Source organism: Pseudomonas bijieensis (assembly GCF_013347965.1).
Lineage (GTDB): Bacteria > Pseudomonadota > Gammaproteobacteria > Pseudomonadales > Pseudomonadaceae > Aquipseudomonas > Aquipseudomonas bijieensis.
Genome location: NZ_CP048810.1, coordinates 5,027,895 through 5,047,401, shown reverse-complemented (window position 1 = coordinate 5,047,401; position 19,507 = coordinate 5,027,895). Strand labels below are relative to the sequence as shown.

Sequence of the window (19,507 nt, the reverse complement as noted above, 5' to 3'; positions counted from 1 at the left end):
AAAACTAGGCGCCGTGGAGTGTCAGGCAGTTTGTAATGGGGGCGCTTCGCGCCCCAGCGGGGATAAATCCCCTCGCCACAGGTCATCTTCCACCACAAGTTGCGTGTCCGTCTGATGACACTGCTTGCACAACCCAGGGACTGGACAACCTCCCAACTCTGTCCCATGATTTGCCCCGCAAAAACCACCCCACGAGAGATCCCATCATGAGCAAAAAGCCATCCAGGCATGGCCCCAACAAGGCCAAGTCCATCGTCGCCCAACCCCTGTTCCGCAGCCGCCAGGAACGACCCACCAAGGGCAAGGGCAGCTACCGCCGTGAAGCCTTCCAGTCTGACAACTGGGAGGCTTCTTGCTTTCTGGCAGCTTGAAACAACCGGACAAGCCCTACGCCCCTTTCGCATGTTAAGGTCAGCACCTGATTTGTATTTCTGGACCCGTGCATGCCCTTCTGTCTTTCCCATCGTTGGCCATTGCGCCAAATGATTGTTGCCGCAAGCGTTGTCCTGCTTGTCGCCTGCGCCGAAAAACCCACTGCCGCCGACGCCCAACCACTCCAGACCGCCCCTGCCGTGACCGCTCCGGCCATCGTGCCACCCGTGGTGCCGACCGGTGACGAGCTGACCATTGCGCCCACCCAGACCTTCGCCGAATGGCAGGCCGGGTTTCGCAAGGAGGCACTGGCCGCCGGGATCCGTGGCGATCTGTTCGACCGTGCATTTATCGGCGTCAGCCCGGACATGAGCGTGATCAAGGCCGATCGCAGCCAGCCGGAGTTCACCCGCCCGGTGTGGGAATACCTCGATGGCGCGTTGTCGCCACTGCGAGTCAACAAGGGCAAGAGCCTGATTCAACAGAACGCCCAGGTCCTGCAAAGCATCGAGCAGCGTTATGGCGTCGATCGCGAGGCGCTGGTGGCGGTGTGGGGTATGGAGAGCAACTTTGGTCAGTTCCAAGGCACCAAGTCGGTGATCAATTCCCTGGCGACCCTCGCCTACGAAGGACGACGCCCGGGCTTTGCCCATGCGCAACTGATCGCGGCCCTGCAGATCCTGCAACAAGGCGACATCACACCGGAAAAAATGCTCGGGTCGTGGGCCGGCGCCATGGGCCAGACCCAGTTCATTCCCACCACGTACAACACCCATGCGGTGGATTTCGACGGCGACGGTCGCCGCGACATCTGGGGCAGCTCCACCGATGCCCTGGCCTCGACCGCCCATTACCTGCAAAGCTCCGGCTGGCAACGCGGCCAGCCGTGGGGCTTCGAGGTCTCGCTCAGTGAAGGCTTCGACTACACGCTGGCCGATGGCACGATCCGCAAGCCCGTTTCCGAATGGATGCGGCTGGGCGTTTCAGAATATGGCGGCCTGCCGACAGCCCCCGATCAAGCACAGCTATCGGCGGCCCTGCTGTTGCCAGCCGGCCATCGCGGCCCGGCGTTCCTGATCTTCGATAACTTCCGCGCCATTCTCAAGTACAACAACTCATCCTCCTACGCCCTGGCGGTTGGCTTGTTGTCACAGCGCTTCAGCGGTGCAGGGTTGGTCTACGGCCAGTGGCCAAAAGAAGATCTGCCCCTGAGCCGCAGCGAACGCATCGAACTGCAGACCCTGCTGGGCAAGCACAACTACGACGCGGGCAACCCCGACGGCATCATCGGCGCCAACACCCGCAAAGCCATCCGCAGCGCCCAGCAGTCGTTCGGCTGGCCGGCGGATGGGTATCCGACGCACCAGTTGCTGGAGGCGTTGCGTAGCCGCTGAATCAGCTTATGGCCACTACCGCCATCGCGAGCAGGCTCGCTCCCACAGGTATTCCGATCAACCTGTGGGAGCGAGTCTGCTCGCGATGGCTGATTCGCAGGCGCTATATGACTAGCGACTGACTACCACATCCTGCTCCAACACCAACCTCTTCTCCCCCGCATCCAACGTCACCAATGCCCCCATGGGCAACGTCAGGTTCGGATCGCAATGCCCACTGCGCCAGCCCGACAACACCGGAATGCGCAATGGCTCGAAGGTCTGCTTGAGCAAGCGGTTCAACGCCTCGACATCGACCCCAGCCACATCCCCCACCAACACGCCGCGTAGCTTGTGCAACGTGCCGGCCAAGCGTAGTTGGGTCAGCAGCCGGTCGATACGATACAGCGGCTCGTTGACGTCTTCGATGAACAGGATCACCCCGTCGGCATCGATCTGATAAGGCGTGCCCATGGTCGCGGCGATGATCGACAGGTTGCCCCCCAGCAGACGCCCGTGGGCAATGCCCGGCTCGACGGTGGTCAATGGATATGCGGCGGGATGGTCCAGTGTACTACCGGCCTTCAACTGCCCATGCAGCAGGCTGAAAAACGAGGTGACGGTTGGGGGCTCCTTGTTGCCCAGCAGATCGGCGTTGAGCAAAGGTCCGTGGAAGGTGACGAAGCCTGCGTAACGGCTGATGGCCAGATGTAGGGCGGTGATGTCGCTGTAGCCGATGAATGGCTTGGGGTTGCGTCGCAGGAGGTCGAAGTCGATGCGGTCCAGCAGGCGGGGCGTGCCGTAGCCGCCGCGCAGGCAGATGATGGCTTTGACTTCTGGGTCGGCGAAGGCGGCGTGCAGGTCGTTGAGACGAACTTCGTCGCTGCCGGCCAGGTAGTTGTCCTTTTCGTAGACGCCTGGGAATATTCGCAGCTCATGACCCCTTGCGCGCATCCATTGGATGGCTTTGTCCGTGTCCAGCGGGGCGGGGCCGGCGGGGGCGATCACGGCGATCAGGCCTTCTGGCGGGAGTGCCGGGACGGGGTGATGGGGGGTTAAGGTGTGGGCCATGGGGTTCCCGGCTTTTTTGATCGTGTGTATATCCGTTTCTGCGGTAACGGCCACTTATGGTTCCGCTCTTACAGCGGGTCACTTTTGGAAAAGCGCCAAAAGTAACCAAAAACGCTTTGCCCCACCACTCGGTGCCTCGCCTAGGCTCGGCATGCCCTCACTCCGGCATTGCTCCGTGGGCCGCCGCGAAGGGCCATCCATGGCCCAGCGCGGCTATCCCGGCATCCATGCCGGGATGCCCACTGCGCAATGCCTGCGTTCGGCCAGCGTGGTTTAACGGGGCCTCAAGATCAAGATCAAGATCAAGATCAAGATCAAGATCCAAAGCAAAGCAAAGCAAAGCCAGATCGGGATACATCCAGCATCTTTGTAGCTGAACCACCGCTATCGCGAGCAGACTCGCTCCCACATGGGTTGTGGGTGCTCACAACATCCGCGCACGATACAAAACTTGTGGGAGCGGGCTTGCTCGCGAAGGCGTCAGCACATCCAACATCACCGCAAATTGACCCACCGCTTTCGCGAGCAAGCCCGCTCCCACAGGAGAAACGCGATCCCCCCAAACCAGGCCGGCTGCCAGGCCGCCTCGCGGTGGACGTTGATCTCGGGCGCCCCGTTAACCACGATGGCTGAACGCAGGCATTGGTTCGTGGGCAACCCGGCATGGATGCCGGGTTAGCCGCGCTGGGCCATGGATGGCCCTTCGCGGCGGCCCACGAACCAATGCCGGAGTGAAGGCATGCCGAGCCCTAGCGAGGCACCGAGTGGTGGGGCAAAAGCGTTTTGGTTACTTTTGCGCTCTTCAAAAGTGACCCGCCGTAAGGGCGGAACCCTAAGTAGCCGTTACCGAAGAAACGGATATACACACCACTCCAAAAACAAATCAGGACCCAAGCAGCTCAGCCTTGACCAACTTAGCCTGCTCATCCGCATGATACGAAGACCGCACCAACGGCCCCGAAGCAACGTTCTTGAACCCCATCTTGTACCCTTCCTCAGCAAACCAGGCAAAGGTATCCGGGTGCACAAAACGCTGCACCGGCAAGTGACTACGCGAAGGCTGCAGGTACTGCCCCAAGGTCAGCATATCGATGTCATGCTCACGCATGCGCTTCATGACCTCGATGACTTCCTCGTCGGTTTCCCCCAGGCCCAGCATCAAACCGGACTTGGTCGGGATGTGCGGCATCATCTGCTTGAAGCGTTGCAACAGGGTCAGCGACCACTGATAGTCCGAACCCGGACGCGCAGCCTTGTACAGGCGCGGCACGGTCTCCAGGTTGTGGTTGAACACATCCGGCGGCTCGGCAGCGGTGATTTCCAGGGCGATGTCCATGCGGCCACGGTAATCGGGCACCAGGGTTTCCAGCTGGACGTTCGGCGACAGCTTGCGGATCTCGCGGATGCAATCGGCGAAATGCTGGGCACCGCCATCACGCAGGTCGTCGCGGTCCACCGAGGTGATGACCACGTACTTGAGCTTCAGGTCGGCGATGGCGATGGCCAGGCTTTCTGGCTCATTCACGTCCAATGGTTTCGGACGGCCGTGGCCGACGTCACAGAACGGGCAGCGACGGGTGCAGATGTCGCCCATGATCATGAACGTGGCGGTGCCGCCAGAGAAGCATTCGCCCAGGTTCGGGCAGGAGGCTTCTTCGCAGACGCTGTGCAGCTTGTGCTTGCGCAGCAGGGCCTTGATCCGGTCGACTTCCGGGGACACCGGGATGCGCACGCGGATCCAGTCCGGTTTCTTCGGCAATTCGGTGGTCGGGATGATCTTGACCGGGATGCGTGCAACCTTCTCGGCGCCGCGCAGCTTGACGCCGGCCTCTACCTTGGCACGCGGGGCCGGACGCTCGGTGACGTCCTGCGTCGGGATAATGGTTTGCACTGCATCAGTAGTCATATCAGTCGATTCCGCCCGTGAGGGTCGTCTGCTCAGCATAGTCGAGGTGTTTGACGAGCTGCGCGCGCAGCCGGGCACTTACCTCGGCAAATTCAATCGATCCTGCGTGCTCGCTCAACTGGGTCATCGCCAGCCCCGCGTAGCCACAGGGATTAATCCGTCGAAATGGCGCAAGGTCCATGTCCACGTTCAACGCCAGGCCGTGAAACGAACAGCCGTGGCGGATCCGCAAACCCAGGGACGCGATTTTCGCCCCGTCGACGTAGACACCCGGCGCATCCGGCTTGGCCGCCGCCGTAACACCGTAGCTGGCCAGCAGCTCGATCAGGCATGTCTCCATGCGGGTGACCAGCTCGCGCACGCCAAACCCCAGCTTGCGCACATCCAGCAACAGATAGGCAACCAGTTGGCCAGGGCCATGGTAGGTCACCTGCCCGCCCCGGTCGACCTTCACCACCGGGATATCCCCCGGCAACAACAGGTGCTCGGCCTTGCCGGCCTGGCCCTGGGTGAACACCGGTGGGTGTTCCACCAGCCAGACTTCATCGTCGGCGGTGTTGCCGCGTTCGTTGGTGAAGCGTTGCATGGCATGCCAGACCGGCTCGTAGGCCATCGTGCCCAGCTCGCGAAAGCCCAGCGTGCCCGGCATCACAACACCATGTGCACGAAACCGGTCGCTCGCAGCTCGCTGTTGATGTCGTAGAGCTGTTCCTGGCCGGTGGCAATGATGTGCAACTGGATCGTCGTGTACTTGCCGTTGGTACTCTGGCGTTCGGCCAGGGTCTTGTGATCAACGGTGGCATGTTTTTCAAGGATCGCGATGATCCGGTCCTTGAAACCCACACCGGTGTCGCCAATCACCTTGATCGGATAATCCGCGCAAGGGAATTCGATTTTTGGCGCCTTTACTTCAGAGTCTGTCATGGCGTAACGGCCTCGTAAGCCGTGGTAACGCACATGGCCCCGCTCCGGATGGAAACGGGGCCATGCAGGTCAACACTTCAATCAGTTGAACAAGCCGTAGAAGAATAGACGGATGCTATCCCAGATGCGGCGGAAGATACCACCTTCCTCGACCGCGTCCAGAGCGATCAGGTCAGCGCTGTGCACCACTTTGTCGTCCAGTTTGACTTCGACTTTACCGATCACGTCGCCCTTGGCGATGGGAGCGGTCAGTTGCGGGTTCATGGTCATGCTGGCAGCGAGCTTCTTGAGCTGGCCCTTGGGCAGGGTCATGGTCAGGTCCTGGGCCAGGCCGGCCTTGACCTGGTTGCTCGAGCCTTTCCAGACCTGGGCCTGGGCCAGTTCGGTGCCCTTCTGGTAGAAGGTCTGGGTTTCGAAGAAGCGGAAGCCATAGGTCAACAGCTTCTGGGTCTCGGCGGCACGGGCCACTTCGCTGCTGGTGCCGAAGACGACGGCGATCAGGCGCATGCCGTCACGCACCGCCGAAGACACCATGCAGTAGCCGGCTTCGTCGGTGTGACCGGTCTTCAGGCCATCGACGGTCTTGTCGCGCCACAGCAGCAGGTTGCGGTTAGGCTGCTTGATGCCGTTCCAGAAGAATTCCTTCTGGGAGTAGATGGCGTAGTGCGCCGGGTCTTCATGGATGATTGCCCGGGCCAACAGCGCCATGTCGTGAGCCGAGGAATAGTGCTCAGGGTTCGGCAGGCCGGTGGGGTTCATGAAGTGGCTGTTGGTCATGCCCAGGTCGGCCACGGTTTTGTTCATCATGTCGGCGAACGCATCTTCGCTGCCGGCGATGTGCTCGGCCAGGGCGACGCTGGCGTCGTTGCCGGACTGGATGATGATGCCGTGCAGCAGGTCGCTGACGGTCACTTGCGAACCGACCTTGATGAACATCCGCGAACCGCCGGTGCGCCAGGCGTTTTCGCTGACGGTCACCGGATCGTTTTCACCGATCTGGCCGCGACGGATCTCCAGGGTGGCGATGTAGGCGGTCATCAGCTTGGTCAGGCTGGCCGGTGGCAGGCGCTGGTCACCGTTGTTCTCTACCAGCACCTCGCCGCTGCTGGCATCCATGAGCACAAAGGATTTGGCAGCCAATTGAGGCGGGGCCGGCATCATCTCGACCGCGAACGCGGCCGGTGAGAGAAGCAGCGGGACTAGCAGGCAAAGGCGTTTGGCAAAGGTGGTGATGTTCATCCGTCTCTCGAAATCGCTAATGGGACTTGCCCGAAGGCAAAACTAAAACAGGCAGCCTTCTAACGGGTTGCCGCGTATTTAAGTTGCTCACTCACACCCTTGCCGGGCTTTTATTATTCATGGAGCCAACAACCTGACCCGCTCCAACCGCAAGCGGGCCTCAATCAATCACTCGGCGGTGACCAGGCTCGGCGAACCGAGATTGGCCAGGCGCACACTGTTCTGCACTTGCTGGACTTCACCCGGAGAACCGATCGGCCCCAGGCGCACCCGATGCAGTGTCTGCTGGTTGCGCACGATCGAGCTGATGAACACCGGGGCGCTCACCATCGAGCTCAGCTTCGACCGGAGCAGTTCGGCAGCGTCCGGGTTGGCGAACGCGCCCACTTGCAGAAACTGGCCAGACGCTGGTGCAGAAGCGTTTTTTTTTGCATCGATCTGTACCGGCAGCACCGCCGCGGCGTGTTGCTGCGGCGGCGGTGTCCACTGCTCGACCGTGCCGGTGGACGCCGTCACGGTCGGCGCGGCATTTTGCGCCACTTTCGGCTCGTTGAGCATCAAAGGCGCCGGACGGCCACGCTGAGCCCACCATTCCTGCGGGTCGATGCCTTCGACCTTGACCCGGGCGGTACCGATTTCAGCGTAACCGAGTTTTTTCGCCGCCGCATACGACAGGTCGATGATACGGTCGGAATAGAACGGCCCACGGTCATTGACCCGCAGAATCACGCTCTTGTTGTTGTCCAGGTTGGTCACCCGCACATAGCTGGGCAGCGGCAAGGTCTTGTGGGCCGCGCTCATGCCATACAGGTCATACACTTCGCCATTGGCGGTGTTCTGGCCGTGGAACTTGGTGCCATACCAGGACGCCGTGCCCGAAGCCACGTAGCGCTTGGAGTCGGCCATCGGGAAATAGGTCTTGCCCAGCACCGTGTACGGGTTGGCCTTGTAGGGGCCGGTGTGCAGGGTCGGCGTGGCGTCGGGAATGCGCGAGACGTCCACGTCCCACCATGGCGCGCCGTCCTTGTGGGCCCGGTTGATGTCCAGGCCCGGCGTCGCGCGCACGGCAGTGGTGTTTTTCTGGGTCGGCGCGCGGCTGGTCGAACAACTGACGACCAACAACGACAGCGCAGCCAATGCCACGAGCTTGAGGGGCTTGGCTTTCAGGGGTTGATAGGTAGGCATTGCCCGCATTATTTGACGCCCCGTGCTTTGACCAGCTCTTCAGACAGTTGATATACAGCCATGGCGTACATCACGCTGCGGTTATAACGCGTAATCGCGTAGAAATTCTTCAGGCCCATCCAGTATTCGGGACCTTGTTCGCCTTCCAGGCGCATCGCGGTGACCGGCATGTCGTCACGCAGCGCATCATGACTCGACCAGCCCAGGGCCCGCAACTCCCCGACGGTTTTCGTCGGCTCGATGCCCTCGGTCAGGCCCTCGTCCACCTGCTCGCCACGCACGTCGGCACGGCTGACCACCGGCTGGCCGGCTTCCCAGCCGTGGCGCTTGAAATAGCTGGCGACACTGCCGATGGCGTCGGTCGGGTTGGTCCAGATATTGATGTGGCCGTCGCCGTCAAAGTCCACCGCATAGGCGCGGAAACTGCTGGGCATGAATTGCGGCAGGCCCATGGCCCCGGCATAGGAGCCCTTGAGGGTCAGCGGATCGACCTGCTCTTCGCGGGCCAGCAACAGGAACTCGCGCAGCTCCTTGCGGAAGAACTCGGCGCGCGGCGGGTAATCGAAACCCAGGGTCGACAGCGCGTCGATCACCCGGAAATTCCCGGTATTGCGGCCAAAGAAGGTCTCCACGCCAATGATCGACACAATGAACTGGGCCGGCACGCCGTATTCCTGCTCGGCCCGGGCCAGGGCCGCCTCATGCTGGCGCCAGAAGTCCACGCCCCGGGCGATACGCGCCTCGGTGATGAACATCGGCCGGTACTCGCTCCACTGCTTGACCCGCTCGGCAGGCCGAGAGATGGCGTCGAGAATCGATTGCTTGCGTTCGGCCTCGCGAAACACCCCCATCAGCTGCTCGCCGGCAAAACCGTAGTCGCGGGTCATCTCACCGACGAATTCGGCCACCTGGGGCGAACCTTCGTATTCGCCCGCCAAGGCATGCGATGCACTGCCCAGAAAGCCGACCAGGCCGATCCACGGCGCATATCGCGTCGACCAGCCACGTATTGCTTGCATTGAACTCTTCACCTTATTCAAACCTGTGCGATCCACTTGCGATGCGTATGAATCGACATCAAAACCCCAAACGCTGACAGTAGTGTCACCAGCGAAGTTCCTCCGTAGCTAATGAATGGCAACGGCACCCCCACGACCGGCAACAGGCCACTGACCATACCGATGTTGACGAAAACATAAACAAAAAACGTCATGGTCAGGCTGCCCGCCAGCAACTTGCCGAACAACGTCTGGGCCTGGGCGGTGATCACCAGCCCGCGGCCGATCAGCAGCAGGTAGATCAGCAGCAGCACGCAGATGCCCACCAGGCCGAACTCCTCGCCCATCACGGCGATGATGAAGTCGGTGTGGCTTTCCGGCAAAAAGTCCAGGTGCGACTGGGTGCCCATCAGCCAGCCCTTGCCGAACACCCCGCCGGAGCCGATGGCGGCCTTGGACTGGATGATGTTCCAGCCGGTGCCCAGCGGATCGCTCTCCGGGTCGAGGAAAGTCAGGATTCGCTGCTTCTGGTAGTCGTGCATCACGAAGTACCACATGGCCACCGACACCGGCACCGCGATGGCGATCACGCTGAGGATCCAGCGCCAGCGCAACCCGCCCATGAACAGCACGAAAGCACCGCCGGCCAGGATCAGCAGCGAAGTGCCAAGGTCCGGCTGGCGCACGATCAGGATGAACGGGATGCCGATCAGCAACAGGCTGATGCACACGTGCTTGAGCTGCGGCGGCAAGGAGCGCTTGGACAGGTACCAGGCGATGGTCGCCGGCATGATGATCTTGAGGAACTCCGAAGGCTGGAAGCGGATCACCCCGGGAATGTTGATCCAGCGGGTGGCGCCCATGGCGTTGTGGCCCATTACGTCCACCACCACCAGCAGGCTCACGCCCACTACATACGCCAGCGGCACCCAGCGGGCCATGAATCGCGGTTCGAGCTGGGCGATGACGATCATCGAAACCAGGCCGATCCCGAACGAGGTGGCCTGCTTGGCCAGCAGGTCCCAGCTCTTGCCACTGGCCGAATACAGTACGAACAGGCTGCCGGCGGCCAGGGTCAGCAGCAGGATCAGCAACGGACCGTCGATGTGCATGCGCTGCAACAAGGTGGCCCGGCGGCGCATCACATCCTCGCTGGAGAGGATCCGGTCGAAATTATTCTTCACGGGCCGTAGCCTCCGCGGTGGTGGGGCTTGCGTATTCAGGCTTGAGCTGGCCGTGCTCATCCAGCAACCAGGCGTCCATGATCTGGCGCACCACTGGCGCGGCGACCCCAGAGCCGGACTCCCCGTTCTCGACCATCACCGACACAACGATTTTCGGGTTGTCGGCGGGCGCGAAACCAACGAACAAGGCGTGGTCGCGGTGGCGTTCCTGGACCTTGGAGCGGTCGTATTTCTCGCCCTGCTTGATAGCGACGACCTGGGCCGTACCGCTCTTGCCGGCAATGCGGTATTGCGCGCCGATGGCCGCCTTGCGGGCGGTGCCCCGGGCACCGTGCATCACCTGCTGCATACCGTTATTGACCTTCTGCCAGTCCGACGGATTGCGCAGGATGATGTCCGGCATCGGATTCGGGTCTACCGGCTTCTGGCCTTCGATGGTCTTGGCCAGGTGCGGGCGATACCACTTGCCCTTGTTCGCCACCAGGGCCGTGGCCTGGGCCAGTTGCAGCGGCGTGGCCTGCATGTAGCCCTGGCCGATCCCCAGGATCAGGGTTTCACCGGGGAACCAGGCCTGGCGACGGGTCGCGCGCTTCCACTCCCGGGACGGCATCAAACCGGGGGATTCTTCGAACATGTCCAGCGAGACTTTCTGGCCGATGCCGAACTTGCCCAGGTAGGACGACAGCCGATCGATCCCCAGCTTGTGGGCCAGGTCATAGAAGTAGGTGTCGTTGGACCGCATGATCGCCGTTTCCAGGTCCACATAACCGTCGCCGGTGCGGTTCCAGTTACGGTACTTGTGGTCATAGTTGGGCAGCATGTAGTACCCGGGGTCGTAGACCCGGCTCGAAGCGTTGACCACGCCGGAGTCCAGCCCGGCAATCGCTACGGCCGGCTTGATGGTCGAGCCCGGCGGATAGAGGCCGCGCAGCACGCGGTTGAACAGCGGCCGGTCGATGGAGTCGCGCAACTCGGCGTAGGCCTTGAAGCTGATGCCGGTGACGAACAGGTTCGGGTCGAAACTCGGCTGGCTGACCATCGCCAGCACCTCGCCAGTATTCGGGTCCAGCGCCACCACGGCGCCACGACGCCCGCCCAGCGCCGCTTCGGCGGCCTCTTGCAGCTTGATGTCCAGGCTCAGGACGATGTCCTTGCCAGGAATCGGGTCGGTACGCTTGAGCACCCGCAAGACGCGGCCACGGGCGTTGGTCTCGACTTCCTCGTAACCCACCTGGCCATGCAGCTCGGGCTCGTAGAAGCGCTCGATGCCGGTCTTGCCGATGTGGTGGGTGCCGCTGTAATTCACCGGATCGAGGGTCTTGAGCTCTTTCTCGTTGATCCGCCCCATGTAGCCGACCGAGTGGGCGAAGTGCGGCCCCTGGGGATAGTGCCGCACCAGTTGCGCCACCACCTCGACGCCGGGCAGGCGGAACTGGTTCACGGCGATCAGGGCAATCTGCTCTTCGGTCAGCTCGAACAGGATCGGCACCGGCTCGAACGGCCGTCGGCCCTGGCGCATGCGCTTCTCGAAGATCGCCCGGTCCTCGGGGGTCAGTTGCAGCACTTCGACGATCACGTCGAGCACATGCTGCCAATCTCCGGAGCGCTCGCGGGTCATGCTCAGGCTGAAGCTGGGCCGGTTATCCGCCACCACCACGCCGTTGCGGTCGAAGATCAGCCCGCGGGTCGGCGGAATCGGTTGCACATGCACCCGGTTGTTTTCCGACAGGGTCGAGTGGTACTCATACTGGATCACCTGGAGGAAATACAGCCGCGCAATCAGCACGCCGATCAGCGTCACCACGGTAATGGCGCCGAACACGACGCGGCCCCGCACCAGGCGGGCGTCTTTTTCGTGGTCCTTGATGCGGATCGGCTGAGGCATGGGGCAGGATTACTTGTGGTAAGGGTGCCCGGACAGAACTGTCCAGGCACGATACAGCTGTTCGCCGATCAGGATCCGCACCAGCGGGTGTGGCAACGTCAACGGCGACAACGACCAGCGCTGATCAGCCCGGGCACAGACTTCCGGCGCCAGCCCTTCCGGGCCACCGACCATGAAATTGACCGTGCGCGAGTCCAGCCGCCAGCGATCGAGCTCCACCGCCAGTTGCTCGGTGCTCCAGGGCTTGCCGTGGACTTCGAGGGTGACAATGCGCTCGTTCGGCCCAACCTTGGCCAGCATGGCTTCGCCTTCCTGGCGGATGAAGCGCGCCACGTCGGCATTCTTGCCACGGGTGTTAAGCGGAATTTCCACCAGTTCCAGGGCCAGCTCGGACGGAAGACGCTTGGCATATTCATGCCAGCCTTCTTCCACCCACTTGGGCATGCGAGAACCGACGGCGATCAGGCGCAGTCGCACAGCGGTCCCTTATTGCTGGTCTTTGTTGAGCTTGGTGAAGTGCTCATGGGGATTTTCCGGGCTGTGGTGCGCGGCGCTGGCCGAACGGCTCTGCTCGGCACCGGCCCACAGGCGCTCCAGGTCGTAGAACTGGCGCGCCGAGGCGGTCATCATGTGCACGATGACGTCGTCCATGTCCAGCAGCACCCAGTCGCTGTCGCCCTTGCCTTCTTCACCCAGCGGCTTGACGCCCTTGGCCTTGACCGCTTCGCGGACCTTGTCCAGCATCGCGCCGATCTGGCGGTTGGAAGTACCGGTGGCGATGATCATGTAGTCCGTGATGCTCTGCTTTTCACGAACGTCGATCACCTGGATGTCCTGGGCCTTGACGTCTTCGAGGGCCGCCACGGCCACCTTGACCAGCTCTTCGCCGGCCAGTGCCACGCCGGTATGGGCTTCTACGGGCAGCGGGGCGCTTTTGAACGTGCCTTTGCGCTTTACTTTGTTTACGTCTTTGTCAGTCATATAAAACTCGTTTTGCTCGTATGTTCGGGCGCTTCGCTACACGCATTCACGTGCCTTGAAGCGCGCCTTTTTCAGTTCGACGCACGGTACAGCCCGTGCGCATCGATGTAGGCCAGGACCGCGTCGGGCACCAGGAAACGTACCGACTTACCGCTGGCCAGCAGTTGACGGATCTGGGTGGCGGATACCGCGAGCGGCGTCTGCCAGACGAATGCAATCTGTCCGCTCGGCCCTTTCAGGGCCAGCGGGTCGCTCACCGAGCGGGCCGCCAGCAGGTTGCGCAAGGCATCCGGCGGCTCGCTGTCGGCATCCGGGCGTTGCAGCACCAGGATGTGGCAATGCTGGAGCAACTCTTCCCAGCGATGCCAAGTGGGCAGGCCGCAAAATGCGTCCCAGCCCAGAAGCAGAAAAACCTGGGCATCGGCGGCCAGTTCGGCACGCATCAGCTCCAGGGTATCAATGGTGTAGGACGGTTTGTCCCGCTGCAATTCGCGGGCGTCCACCACCAACGGTGCCACACCGGCCACCGCGCACTCGACCATCGCCAAGCGGTCTTGCGCCGACACCTGTGGCGTGTCCCGGTGAGGCGGCCTGGCGCTGGGCGTCAGGCGTAGCTCATCGAGGACCAGGGCATCGGCAACTTCCAGCGCACCGCGCAAATGACCGATGTGCACCGGATCGAACGTGCCGCCCAGGATACCGATGCGCCGGGGCGCAGTTGTCGTCGTCACTGCGGCTGACGGGTCGAGGTCGCCCAAGTCAGGCCGGCTCCTGTCCGCGCAACTGGCCGTCACCGACCACGATGTACTTCTCGCAGGTCAGGCCTTCCAGGCCGACCGGGCCGCGGGCGTGCAGCTTATCAGTAGAAATGCCGATCTCGGCACCCAATCCGTATTCGAAGCCATCGGCGAAGCAGGTCGGGGTGTTGATCATCACCGACGCCGAATCCACTTCGGCCACGAACCGCCGGGTTTCGCCCTGGTGCTCACTGACGATGGAATCGGTGTGGTGCGAGCCGTGGCGATTGATGTGCTCGATGGCCTCGTCCAGCCCGTCGACCACGCGGATCGACAGGATCGGTGCCAGGTATTCGGTGTTCCAGTCTTCTTCCGTGGCAACCGCGGCTTCGATGATCGCCCGGGTGCGCTCGCAACCACGCAGTTCGACGCCTTTTTCGCGGAACTGGGCGGCCATCGATGGCAGGAAGGCCTGGGCAACGGCTTGGTCCACCAGCAGGGTTTCCATTGCACCGCAGATACCGTAGCGGTAGGTCTTGGCGTTGAAGGCAATGCGCTGGGCCTTCGGCAGTTCGGCGTGGGCACTTACATAGACATGACAGATGCCGTCCAGGTGCTTGATCACCGGCACGCGGGCGTCACGGCTGACCCGTTCGATCAGGCCCTTGCCGCCACGGGGCACGATGACATCGACGAACTCGGGCATGGTGATCAGCGCACCGACTGCGGCGCGATCGGTGGTTTCCACCACTTGCACCACGGCCGCTGGCAGATCGGCCTCGGCCAGGCCGCGCTGGATGCAGGCGGCGATGGCGCGGTTGGAGTGGATAGCCTCGGAGCCGCCACGCAGGATGGTCGCGTTGCCCGACTTCAGGCACAGGCTTGCGGCGTCGATGGTCACGTTCGGCCGCGACTCGTAGATGATCCCGACCACGCCCAGGGGCACGCGCATCTTGCCAACCTGGATGCCCGACGGCCGGTAGCTCATGTCGCGGATCGCCCCGACCGGATCCGGCAGGGCCGCGACCTGACGCAGACCGACGATCATGCCGTCGATGCGGGCCGGAGTCAGCGCCAGGCGCTCGAGCATGGCCGGCTCCAGACCATTGGCCCGACCAGCGGCCAGGTCCAGTTCGTTGGCAGCGGACAATTCGGCGCGCGCAGCGTCCAGCGCATTGGCGGCGGCCTGCAGGGCGCGGTTTTTCTGCGCGGTGCTGGCACGGCCGATGATGCGCGACGCTTCGCGAGCGGCGCGACCCAGGCGGGTCATGTAGTCAAGAACGGACTCAGTCATGGTCTGTGTGGTCTTGGCAAAGAGGAAAGCGGCAGATTATAGCTGTCGTAACCCTCGACTAACAGCATGGACTCGCAGTGGTGACCGGCGGAGGAGCAAAACAGGCGTAAACAGCCTGTTGAAGCGAGTGTTCAGCGCTGATTAAGCTTTCCATTGCTATCATCGCGCTTCCTTTGGCCTCACTTCGTCTATCGCCATGACTGATTTGCCATCGCCCAACGCCCTGCCCCACGCCTTTTTCGATCGCGACGCCCAGGTGCTTGCCAAAGACCTGCTGGGCAAAGTCATTCGCCACAAGGTCGGTGACTTGTGGCTCAGCGCGCGGATCATCGAGACCGAGGCGTACTACTTTGCCGAAAAGGGCAGCCACGCCTCGCTGGGCTACACAGAAAAACGTAAGGCTTTGTTTCTGGATGGCGGCCACATCTATATGTACTACGCCCGGGGCGGCGATTCGTTGAACTTCAGCGCTCAGGGACCCGGCAATGCGGTGCTGATCAAATCGGCGTACCCATGGGTCGACACCGTCTCCGGCCCGGCGAGCCTGGCGCAGATGCTGCTGAACAACCCCGACGCCCAGGGCCGGCCACGCACGCCGCAGAAACTCTGTGCCGGTCAGACGCTGCTGTGCAAAGCGTTGGGGCTGAAAGTGCCGGACTGGGACGCCAAACGCTTCGACCCCGAGCGCTTGCTGGTGGAAGATGTCGGCGTGCCGACGGTCAATGCGATCCAGACCACCCGCCTGGGCATTCCCCTGGGACGGGACGAACACCTGCCCTACCGCTTCGTCGACGCCGCCTATGCCCCGTGGTGCACCCGCAACCCGTTGCGGCGCAGGCAGGTCGAAGGGCGTGATTACTTTTTGCTGTCCTGATGCAATACCGCATACCCCTGTGGGAGCGGGCCTGTGGGAGCAAGGCTTGCCCGCGATGCAGGCGACACGGATCAACAATAAGGTCGCGTCATCGTTCGTCGCGAGCAAGCTTTGCTCCCACAAGCTCTCCCCACAGTAAAAAATGCATGCTAATCACTATTCAATGGAGTTGTACTTATGGGCCCATGGCTCGATAGCATCACCAGCTGGCTGACCGTCAACCCCCAGTGGCTGGCGGTGGCGGTGTTCATCGTCGCCTGTGTGGAGTGCCTGGCCATTGCCGGGTTGATCGTGCCGGGGACCGTGCTGTTGTTTGCCATAGCCGTGCTGGCCGGCAGCGGCGCGTTGTCCTTGGGCGAGACGTTGCTACTGGGCCTGCTCGGTGGCTTGCTGGGGGACCTGGTGTCGTACTTCCTCGGCCGGCATTTCCATCAGAACATCCGGCGCCTGCCGGGGCTGCGGCATCACCCTGAATGGATGAGCGCTGCGGAGAGCTATTTCCAGCGCTACGGCATCGCCAGCCTGCTGGTGGGCCGTTTTATCGGCCCGCTACGGCCAATGCTGCCGATGGTGGCCGGGATGTGCGACATGCCATTCCCGCGCTTCGCCGCCGTCAGCGTGTTGGCCGCGGCGGGCTGGACCGTGGCCTACCTGCTGCCGGGCTGGGCCACCGGGGCGGCGTTTCGCCTGCCGCTGCCCGAAGGTTTCTGGCCACAGGCCGGCGTGGTCATCGGCAGCATCGCAGTGATGATCGGGCTGAGCGTCAACAGCAGCCTGCGTCGCCATCGCCATGCCACGGCGCTGATCGCAGGCCTTGGCCTGGTGATCCTGATTGGCCTGTTCATTGGCTTCCGCTACCTGACGGCATTCGACCAGGGCCTGATGGCGCTGGTCCAGGAACATCGCAGCGCGACGCTGGATGAAATCGCCGTGACCTTCACGCTGATCGGCGAATTCCGCTACATGCTGATTGTCTGCAGCCTGCTGACCGGGCTACTGCTGTTGGCAAGGCAATGGCGGCAGGCAATCTTTGCCGGGGGCACGATGCTGCTCACATCCCTGGCCAATACCGGCAGCAAACATTTCTTCGCCCGCGTGCGCCCGGAAATCCTCACCGACCCACTGACCAGCTACAGCATGCCCAGCGGCCACTCCTCCGGGGCATTCGCGCTGTTCCTGACCCTCGCCGTCCTGGCCGGCCGCGGTCAACCACCGCGCCTGCGCCTGACCTGGTTGCTGCTGGGCTGCCTGCCGGCGCTGGCCATTGCCCTGTCGCGGGTCTACCTGGGGGCGCATTGGCCGAGCGATATCGTCGCCGGCGCCATGCTCGCCGCCTGCATCTGCGCCGCCATCCTGTGGCTGAGCCAGCGCCAGACTCCGCTGCCGGCCATGCCGCCGAAGGTCTGGTGGCTGATCCTGCCGGCGCTGGTGGCGGTGTTCAGTTTCTTCGCCCTGCGGCACTTGCCGCATGCGATGTTGCGGTATGCCTATTGAGACCTGGAGCCCCCTGTGGGAGCGAGCCTGCTCGCGATTGCGGTGCGTCAGTCGACATCAAGCATGCTGACCCGGCGCCATCGCGAGCAGGCTCGCTCCCACAAGGGTTCTGAGTCCTTCCGGTGAATGCGCGTGTTTCAGGCGAAGAGCTCGCCCTGCAACTCATCGAGCAACGCCTGGATCGCATCCAGCCGCTGCTGGGGATCATCGAGTTGCAACAGGTCGATCTTGTCCAGTTCATTGAACGGCAGCAGGTAAGCCAGCTGATTGGCCAGCGACTGCTGGCCGGTCGCTTCGGTGCCCATGTTCAAGGCCTCGACCATCGGGTGCTCGGCCAGGGCCTTGAGCAGCGCCACCAGGTCGGCGTCTTCATCCTGCAGCGGTTGCTCCGGTTCTTCTTCCAGCCACTCGACCTCGGCGACCGTCAGTTGATCCGCCTGGACGCTGCTGTCATGCACGATGAAGCGCCGCCCGCCCCGCACGCGAATGCCCAGCAGACCATTGTCCTGCTGGGAGAAGTCGGTGATACACGCTTCACAACCGACCCGCGCATAGCCTTCGGGGGCGATGCCGACTTCCTCGCCATCGAGGATGCACACCACGCCGAAGCCTTCGCCCTTTTTCATGCAGCGCCCGATCATGTCGAGGTAACGCGCCTCGAAAATCTGCAAGTCGAGGATGCAACCGGGGAACAGCACGGTGTTCAACGGGAAAAGCGGCAAGCTCATAACCAATTCCTTAAACCGTCATCGACACCACCAACGGCAGCAGCACCGCCGTGGCCACGCCCATCAGACTCATCGCCAGCGCCGCAAAGGCACCCGACTCCTCGCTTTCCTGCAACGCCACCGACGTACCCACCGCATGGGCCGCCAACCCCAGGGCCATGCCCCGGGCCTCAGGGCTATGGACACCCAAGCGGGTCAGAATACTCGGACCGAGGATCGCCCCGAGTACACCGGTAATCAACACGAACACCGCCGCCATGGCCGCCACGCCACCGATCTGCTCGGCCACCAGCATGGCGATCGGCGACGTCACCGACTTGGGCGCCATGGTCATCAGAATCATGTGCTCGGCACCGAAGGCCCAGCCCAACACCACCGCAGAGCCCGTGGCAAACACCCCGGCTATCACCAGCGTAGTAAAAATCGGCCAGAACAACTGCCGGATCCGTCGCAGGTTCAAATACAGCGGTACCGCCAGGGCGACCGTGGCCGGGCCCAGCAGGATGCTGAGGATCTCGGTGCTCTTGCGGTATTCGGCGTAACCGATGCCGCAACCGACCAACACGCCGATCAACAGCACCATGGACATCAACACCGGTTGCAGGAACACCCAGCGGGTCTTTTCGAAGGCCGCCAGCACCAATTGATAGGCGCCCAGGGTAATGCCGATGCCGAACAGCGGATGGTGGATCACCGAGTTCCAGGCGCCCTGCCAGTCGAGCATCATTGGCGGTCCTCCGGGGCGGCGACGTGACGGCGGGCCAGGCGCTGCATCAGCACCCCTGTCAGCGCCACGGACAGCACCAGAGACAAAGTCAACGCGCCAACGATGGCCCAGAAATCGGCGGCTATCGCCCCGGCGTAAACCATCACCCCCACCGCTGGCGGCACCAGCAGCAACGGCAGGTAGCGCAGCAGGCTGCCGGCGGCCAGGTTCAACGGCTCGCTGACTTCGCCGCGCACCACCAGATAGCCCAGCAACAGCAGCAGGCCAACGATTGGCCCGGGCAGCACCGGCAAGAACAAATGATTGATCGCAGTGCCCAGCAATTGGAACAGCACCAGCCAGGTCAGGCCCCGTAGCAACATCCGCTCTCTCCCCTGCAACACTTACTCAAAGAATGCGCCGGCATTATAAGCATGCCCGCGCTATGGTTCGGCATTCGTAAAAAGCATGTTCAGTGACCTTACGTGCACGCCATGTTGATCTACAGTGGTTCTCCGGGGACGCAGATCCCCGTTCCAGAAAAAGCACAACAGAT

Annotated in this window: 21 protein-coding genes; 4 read left to right on the top strand and 17 right to left on the bottom strand. The window is 62.6% G+C overall.

Annotated elements, in window-relative coordinates; genetic code table 11:
• Positions 1-206: 206 nt before the first annotated feature.
• Both arfA and GN234_RS22185 read left to right on the top strand, forming a co-directional pair.
• Positions 207-371, top strand: a complete 165-nt coding sequence (gene arfA / locus GN234_RS22190; RefSeq protein ID WP_176689082.1) for an alternative ribosome rescue factor ArfA — start codon at positions 207-209, stop codon at positions 369-371.
• A gap of 72 nt (positions 372-443) precedes the next feature.
• Complete coding sequence (locus GN234_RS22185) at positions 444-1,766, top strand: lytic murein transglycosylase (RefSeq protein ID WP_116833527.1); 1,323 nt, start codon at positions 444-446, stop codon at positions 1,764-1,766.
• A 111-nt stretch (positions 1,767-1,877) separates the two neighbouring features.
• Here the strand turns inward: GN234_RS22185 and GN234_RS22180 are convergent, their stop codons facing one another.
• From GN234_RS22180 to GN234_RS22115, 14 genes are all read right to left on the bottom strand, one after another.
• Complete coding sequence (locus GN234_RS22180) at positions 1,878-2,816, bottom strand: S66 peptidase family protein (RefSeq protein ID WP_109756283.1); 939 nt, start codon at positions 2,814-2,816, stop codon at positions 1,878-1,880.
• Positions 2,817-2,973: 157 nt separating this feature from the next.
• A complete protein-coding gene (locus GN234_RS22175) occupies positions 2,974-3,174 on the bottom strand; it encodes a hypothetical protein (protein ID WP_176687559.1) in 201 nt (66 codons plus the stop codon).
• 525 nt (positions 3,175-3,699) lie between these two features.
• Positions 3,700-4,722, bottom strand: a complete 1,023-nt coding sequence (lipA, locus tag GN234_RS22170) for a lipoyl synthase (protein WP_109756285.1) — start codon at positions 4,720-4,722, stop codon at positions 3,700-3,702.
• Between the two features lies 1 nt (position 4,723).
• On the bottom strand, positions 4,724-5,371 hold the full coding sequence (gene lipB, locus GN234_RS22165) for a lipoyl(octanoyl) transferase LipB (protein WP_095963499.1): 648 nt from the start codon (positions 5,369-5,371) through the stop codon (positions 4,724-4,726).
• Complete coding sequence (locus GN234_RS22160; RefSeq protein ID WP_003185772.1) at positions 5,371-5,646, bottom strand: DUF493 domain-containing protein; 276 nt, start codon at positions 5,644-5,646, stop codon at positions 5,371-5,373. The genes lipB and GN234_RS22160 overlap by 1 nt, the downstream gene beginning before the upstream one ends.
• Positions 5,647-5,727: 81 nt before the next feature.
• Positions 5,728-6,885 carry a D-alanyl-D-alanine carboxypeptidase family protein gene (locus tag GN234_RS22155; protein WP_060740482.1) on the bottom strand — a complete coding sequence of 386 codons (1,158 nt, stop codon included), beginning with the start codon at positions 6,883-6,885 and terminating at the stop codon, positions 5,728-5,730.
• A 168-nt stretch (positions 6,886-7,053) separates the two neighbouring features.
• A complete protein-coding gene (locus GN234_RS22150; RefSeq protein ID WP_109756286.1) occupies positions 7,054-8,079 on the bottom strand; it encodes a septal ring lytic transglycosylase RlpA family protein in 1,026 nt (341 codons plus the stop codon).
• A complete protein-coding gene (gene mltB, locus GN234_RS22145) occupies positions 8,079-9,089 on the bottom strand; it encodes a lytic murein transglycosylase B (protein WP_176689081.1) in 1,011 nt (336 codons plus the stop codon). The genes GN234_RS22150 and mltB overlap by 1 nt, the downstream gene beginning before the upstream one ends.
• A gap of 17 nt (positions 9,090-9,106) precedes the next feature.
• Positions 9,107-10,210: a rod shape-determining protein RodA gene (gene rodA / locus GN234_RS22140; RefSeq protein WP_162893928.1), complete on the bottom strand. Its 1,104-nt coding sequence runs from the start codon at positions 10,208-10,210 to the stop codon at positions 9,107-9,109.
• A gap of 31 nt (positions 10,211-10,241) precedes the next feature.
• Positions 10,242-12,137 (bottom strand): penicillin-binding protein 2, encoded by a 1,896-nt coding sequence (gene mrdA / locus GN234_RS22135; protein ID WP_109756289.1) that lies wholly within the window; start codon positions 12,135-12,137, stop codon positions 10,242-10,244.
• 9 nt (positions 12,138-12,146) lie between these two features.
• Positions 12,147-12,614 (bottom strand): 23S rRNA (pseudouridine(1915)-N(3))-methyltransferase RlmH, encoded by a 468-nt coding sequence (rlmH, locus tag GN234_RS22130; RefSeq protein ID WP_003185785.1) that lies wholly within the window; start codon positions 12,612-12,614, stop codon positions 12,147-12,149.
• A gap of 9 nt (positions 12,615-12,623) precedes the next feature.
• On the bottom strand, positions 12,624-13,118 hold the full coding sequence (rsfS, locus tag GN234_RS22125) for a ribosome silencing factor (protein ID WP_109756290.1): 495 nt from the start codon (positions 13,116-13,118) through the stop codon (positions 12,624-12,626).
• Positions 13,119-13,189: 71 nt separating this feature from the next.
• Positions 13,190-13,876 (bottom strand): nicotinate-nucleotide adenylyltransferase, encoded by a 687-nt coding sequence (gene nadD, locus GN234_RS22120; RefSeq protein ID WP_109756291.1) that lies wholly within the window; start codon positions 13,874-13,876, stop codon positions 13,190-13,192.
• Position 13,877: 1 nt separating this feature from the next.
• Positions 13,878-15,149: a glutamate-5-semialdehyde dehydrogenase gene (locus GN234_RS22115; RefSeq protein WP_109756292.1), complete on the bottom strand. Its 1,272-nt coding sequence runs from the start codon at positions 15,147-15,149 to the stop codon at positions 13,878-13,880.
• A 196-nt stretch (positions 15,150-15,345) separates the two neighbouring features.
• Here GN234_RS22115 and GN234_RS22110 point away from each other — a divergent pair, with 196 nt between their 5' ends.
• Positions 15,346-16,023 (top strand): DNA-3-methyladenine glycosylase, encoded by a 678-nt coding sequence (locus tag GN234_RS22110; RefSeq protein ID WP_176689080.1) that lies wholly within the window; start codon positions 15,346-15,348, stop codon positions 16,021-16,023.
• A gap of 177 nt (positions 16,024-16,200) precedes the next feature.
• Positions 16,201-17,517, top strand: coding sequence for a bifunctional DedA family/phosphatase PAP2 family protein (locus GN234_RS22105; RefSeq protein WP_163856504.1), 1,317 nt, complete (start codon positions 16,201-16,203; stop codon positions 17,515-17,517).
• Between the two features lie 137 nt (positions 17,518-17,654).
• Here GN234_RS22105 and GN234_RS22100 read toward each other — a convergent pair whose 3' ends face one another.
• The 3 genes from GN234_RS22100 to GN234_RS22090 are packed head-to-tail and all read right to left on the bottom strand — an operon-like array spanning position 17,655 to position 19,334.
• Positions 17,655-18,245, bottom strand: coding sequence for an LON peptidase substrate-binding domain-containing protein (locus tag GN234_RS22100; protein ID WP_116833532.1), 591 nt, complete (start codon positions 18,243-18,245; stop codon positions 17,655-17,657).
• Between the two features lie 10 nt (positions 18,246-18,255).
• Positions 18,256-18,972 carry an LrgB family protein gene (locus GN234_RS22095; protein ID WP_109756296.1) on the bottom strand — a complete coding sequence of 239 codons (717 nt, stop codon included), beginning with the start codon at positions 18,970-18,972 and terminating at the stop codon, positions 18,256-18,258.
• A complete protein-coding gene (locus tag GN234_RS22090) occupies positions 18,969-19,334 on the bottom strand; it encodes a CidA/LrgA family protein (RefSeq protein ID WP_109756297.1) in 366 nt (121 codons plus the stop codon). Before GN234_RS22090 ends, GN234_RS22095 begins: the two co-directional genes overlap by 4 nt.
• Between the last annotated feature and the right edge of the window lie 173 nt (positions 19,335-19,507).

Bases quoted from the DNA above. Each gene is read 5' to 3' on its own strand.
- arfA (WP_176689082.1), top strand. From the start codon at position 207: ATGAGCAAAAAGCCATCCAGGCATGGCCCCAACAAGGCCAAGTCCATC.
- GN234_RS22185 (WP_116833527.1), top strand. From the start codon at position 444: ATGCCCTTCTGTCTTTCCCATCGTTGGCCATTGCGCCAAATGATTGTT.
- GN234_RS22180 (WP_109756283.1), bottom strand. From the start codon at position 2,816: ATGGCCCACACCTTAACCCCCCATCACCCCGTCCCGGCACTCCCGCCA.
- GN234_RS22175 (WP_176687559.1), bottom strand. From the start codon at position 3,174: ATGTATCCCGATCTGGCTTTGCTTTGCTTTGCTTTGGATCTTGATCTT.
- lipA (WP_109756285.1), bottom strand. From the start codon at position 4,722: ATGACTACTGATGCAGTGCAAACCATTATCCCGACGCAGGACGTCACC.
- lipB (WP_095963499.1), bottom strand. From the start codon at position 5,371: ATGCCGGGCACGCTGGGCTTTCGCGAGCTGGGCACGATGGCCTACGAG.
- GN234_RS22160 (WP_003185772.1), bottom strand. From the start codon at position 5,646: ATGACAGACTCTGAAGTAAAGGCGCCAAAAATCGAATTCCCTTGCGCG.
- GN234_RS22155 (WP_060740482.1), bottom strand. From the start codon at position 6,885: ATGAACATCACCACCTTTGCCAAACGCCTTTGCCTGCTAGTCCCGCTG.
- GN234_RS22150 (WP_109756286.1), bottom strand. From the start codon at position 8,079: ATGCGGGCAATGCCTACCTATCAACCCCTGAAAGCCAAGCCCCTCAAG.
- mltB (WP_176689081.1), bottom strand. From the start codon at position 9,089: ATGCAAGCAATACGTGGCTGGTCGACGCGATATGCGCCGTGGATCGGC.
- rodA (WP_162893928.1), bottom strand. From the start codon at position 10,210: ATGCGCCGCCGGGCCACCTTGTTGCAGCGCATGCACATCGACGGTCCG.
- mrdA (WP_109756289.1), bottom strand. From the start codon at position 12,137: ATGCCTCAGCCGATCCGCATCAAGGACCACGAAAAAGACGCCCGCCTG.
- rsfS (WP_109756290.1), bottom strand. From the start codon at position 13,118: ATGACTGACAAAGACGTAAACAAAGTAAAGCGCAAAGGCACGTTCAAA.
- GN234_RS22115 (WP_109756292.1), bottom strand. From the start codon at position 15,149: ATGACTGAGTCCGTTCTTGACTACATGACCCGCCTGGGTCGCGCCGCT.
- GN234_RS22110 (WP_176689080.1), top strand. From the start codon at position 15,346: ATGACTGATTTGCCATCGCCCAACGCCCTGCCCCACGCCTTTTTCGAT.
- GN234_RS22105 (WP_163856504.1), top strand. From the start codon at position 16,201: ATGGGCCCATGGCTCGATAGCATCACCAGCTGGCTGACCGTCAACCCC.
- GN234_RS22100 (WP_116833532.1), bottom strand. From the start codon at position 18,245: ATGAGCTTGCCGCTTTTCCCGTTGAACACCGTGCTGTTCCCCGGTTGC.
- GN234_RS22095 (WP_109756296.1), bottom strand. From the start codon at position 18,972: ATGATGCTCGACTGGCAGGGCGCCTGGAACTCGGTGATCCACCATCCG.
- GN234_RS22090 (WP_109756297.1), bottom strand. From the start codon at position 19,334: ATGTTGCTACGGGGCCTGACCTGGCTGGTGCTGTTCCAATTGCTGGGC.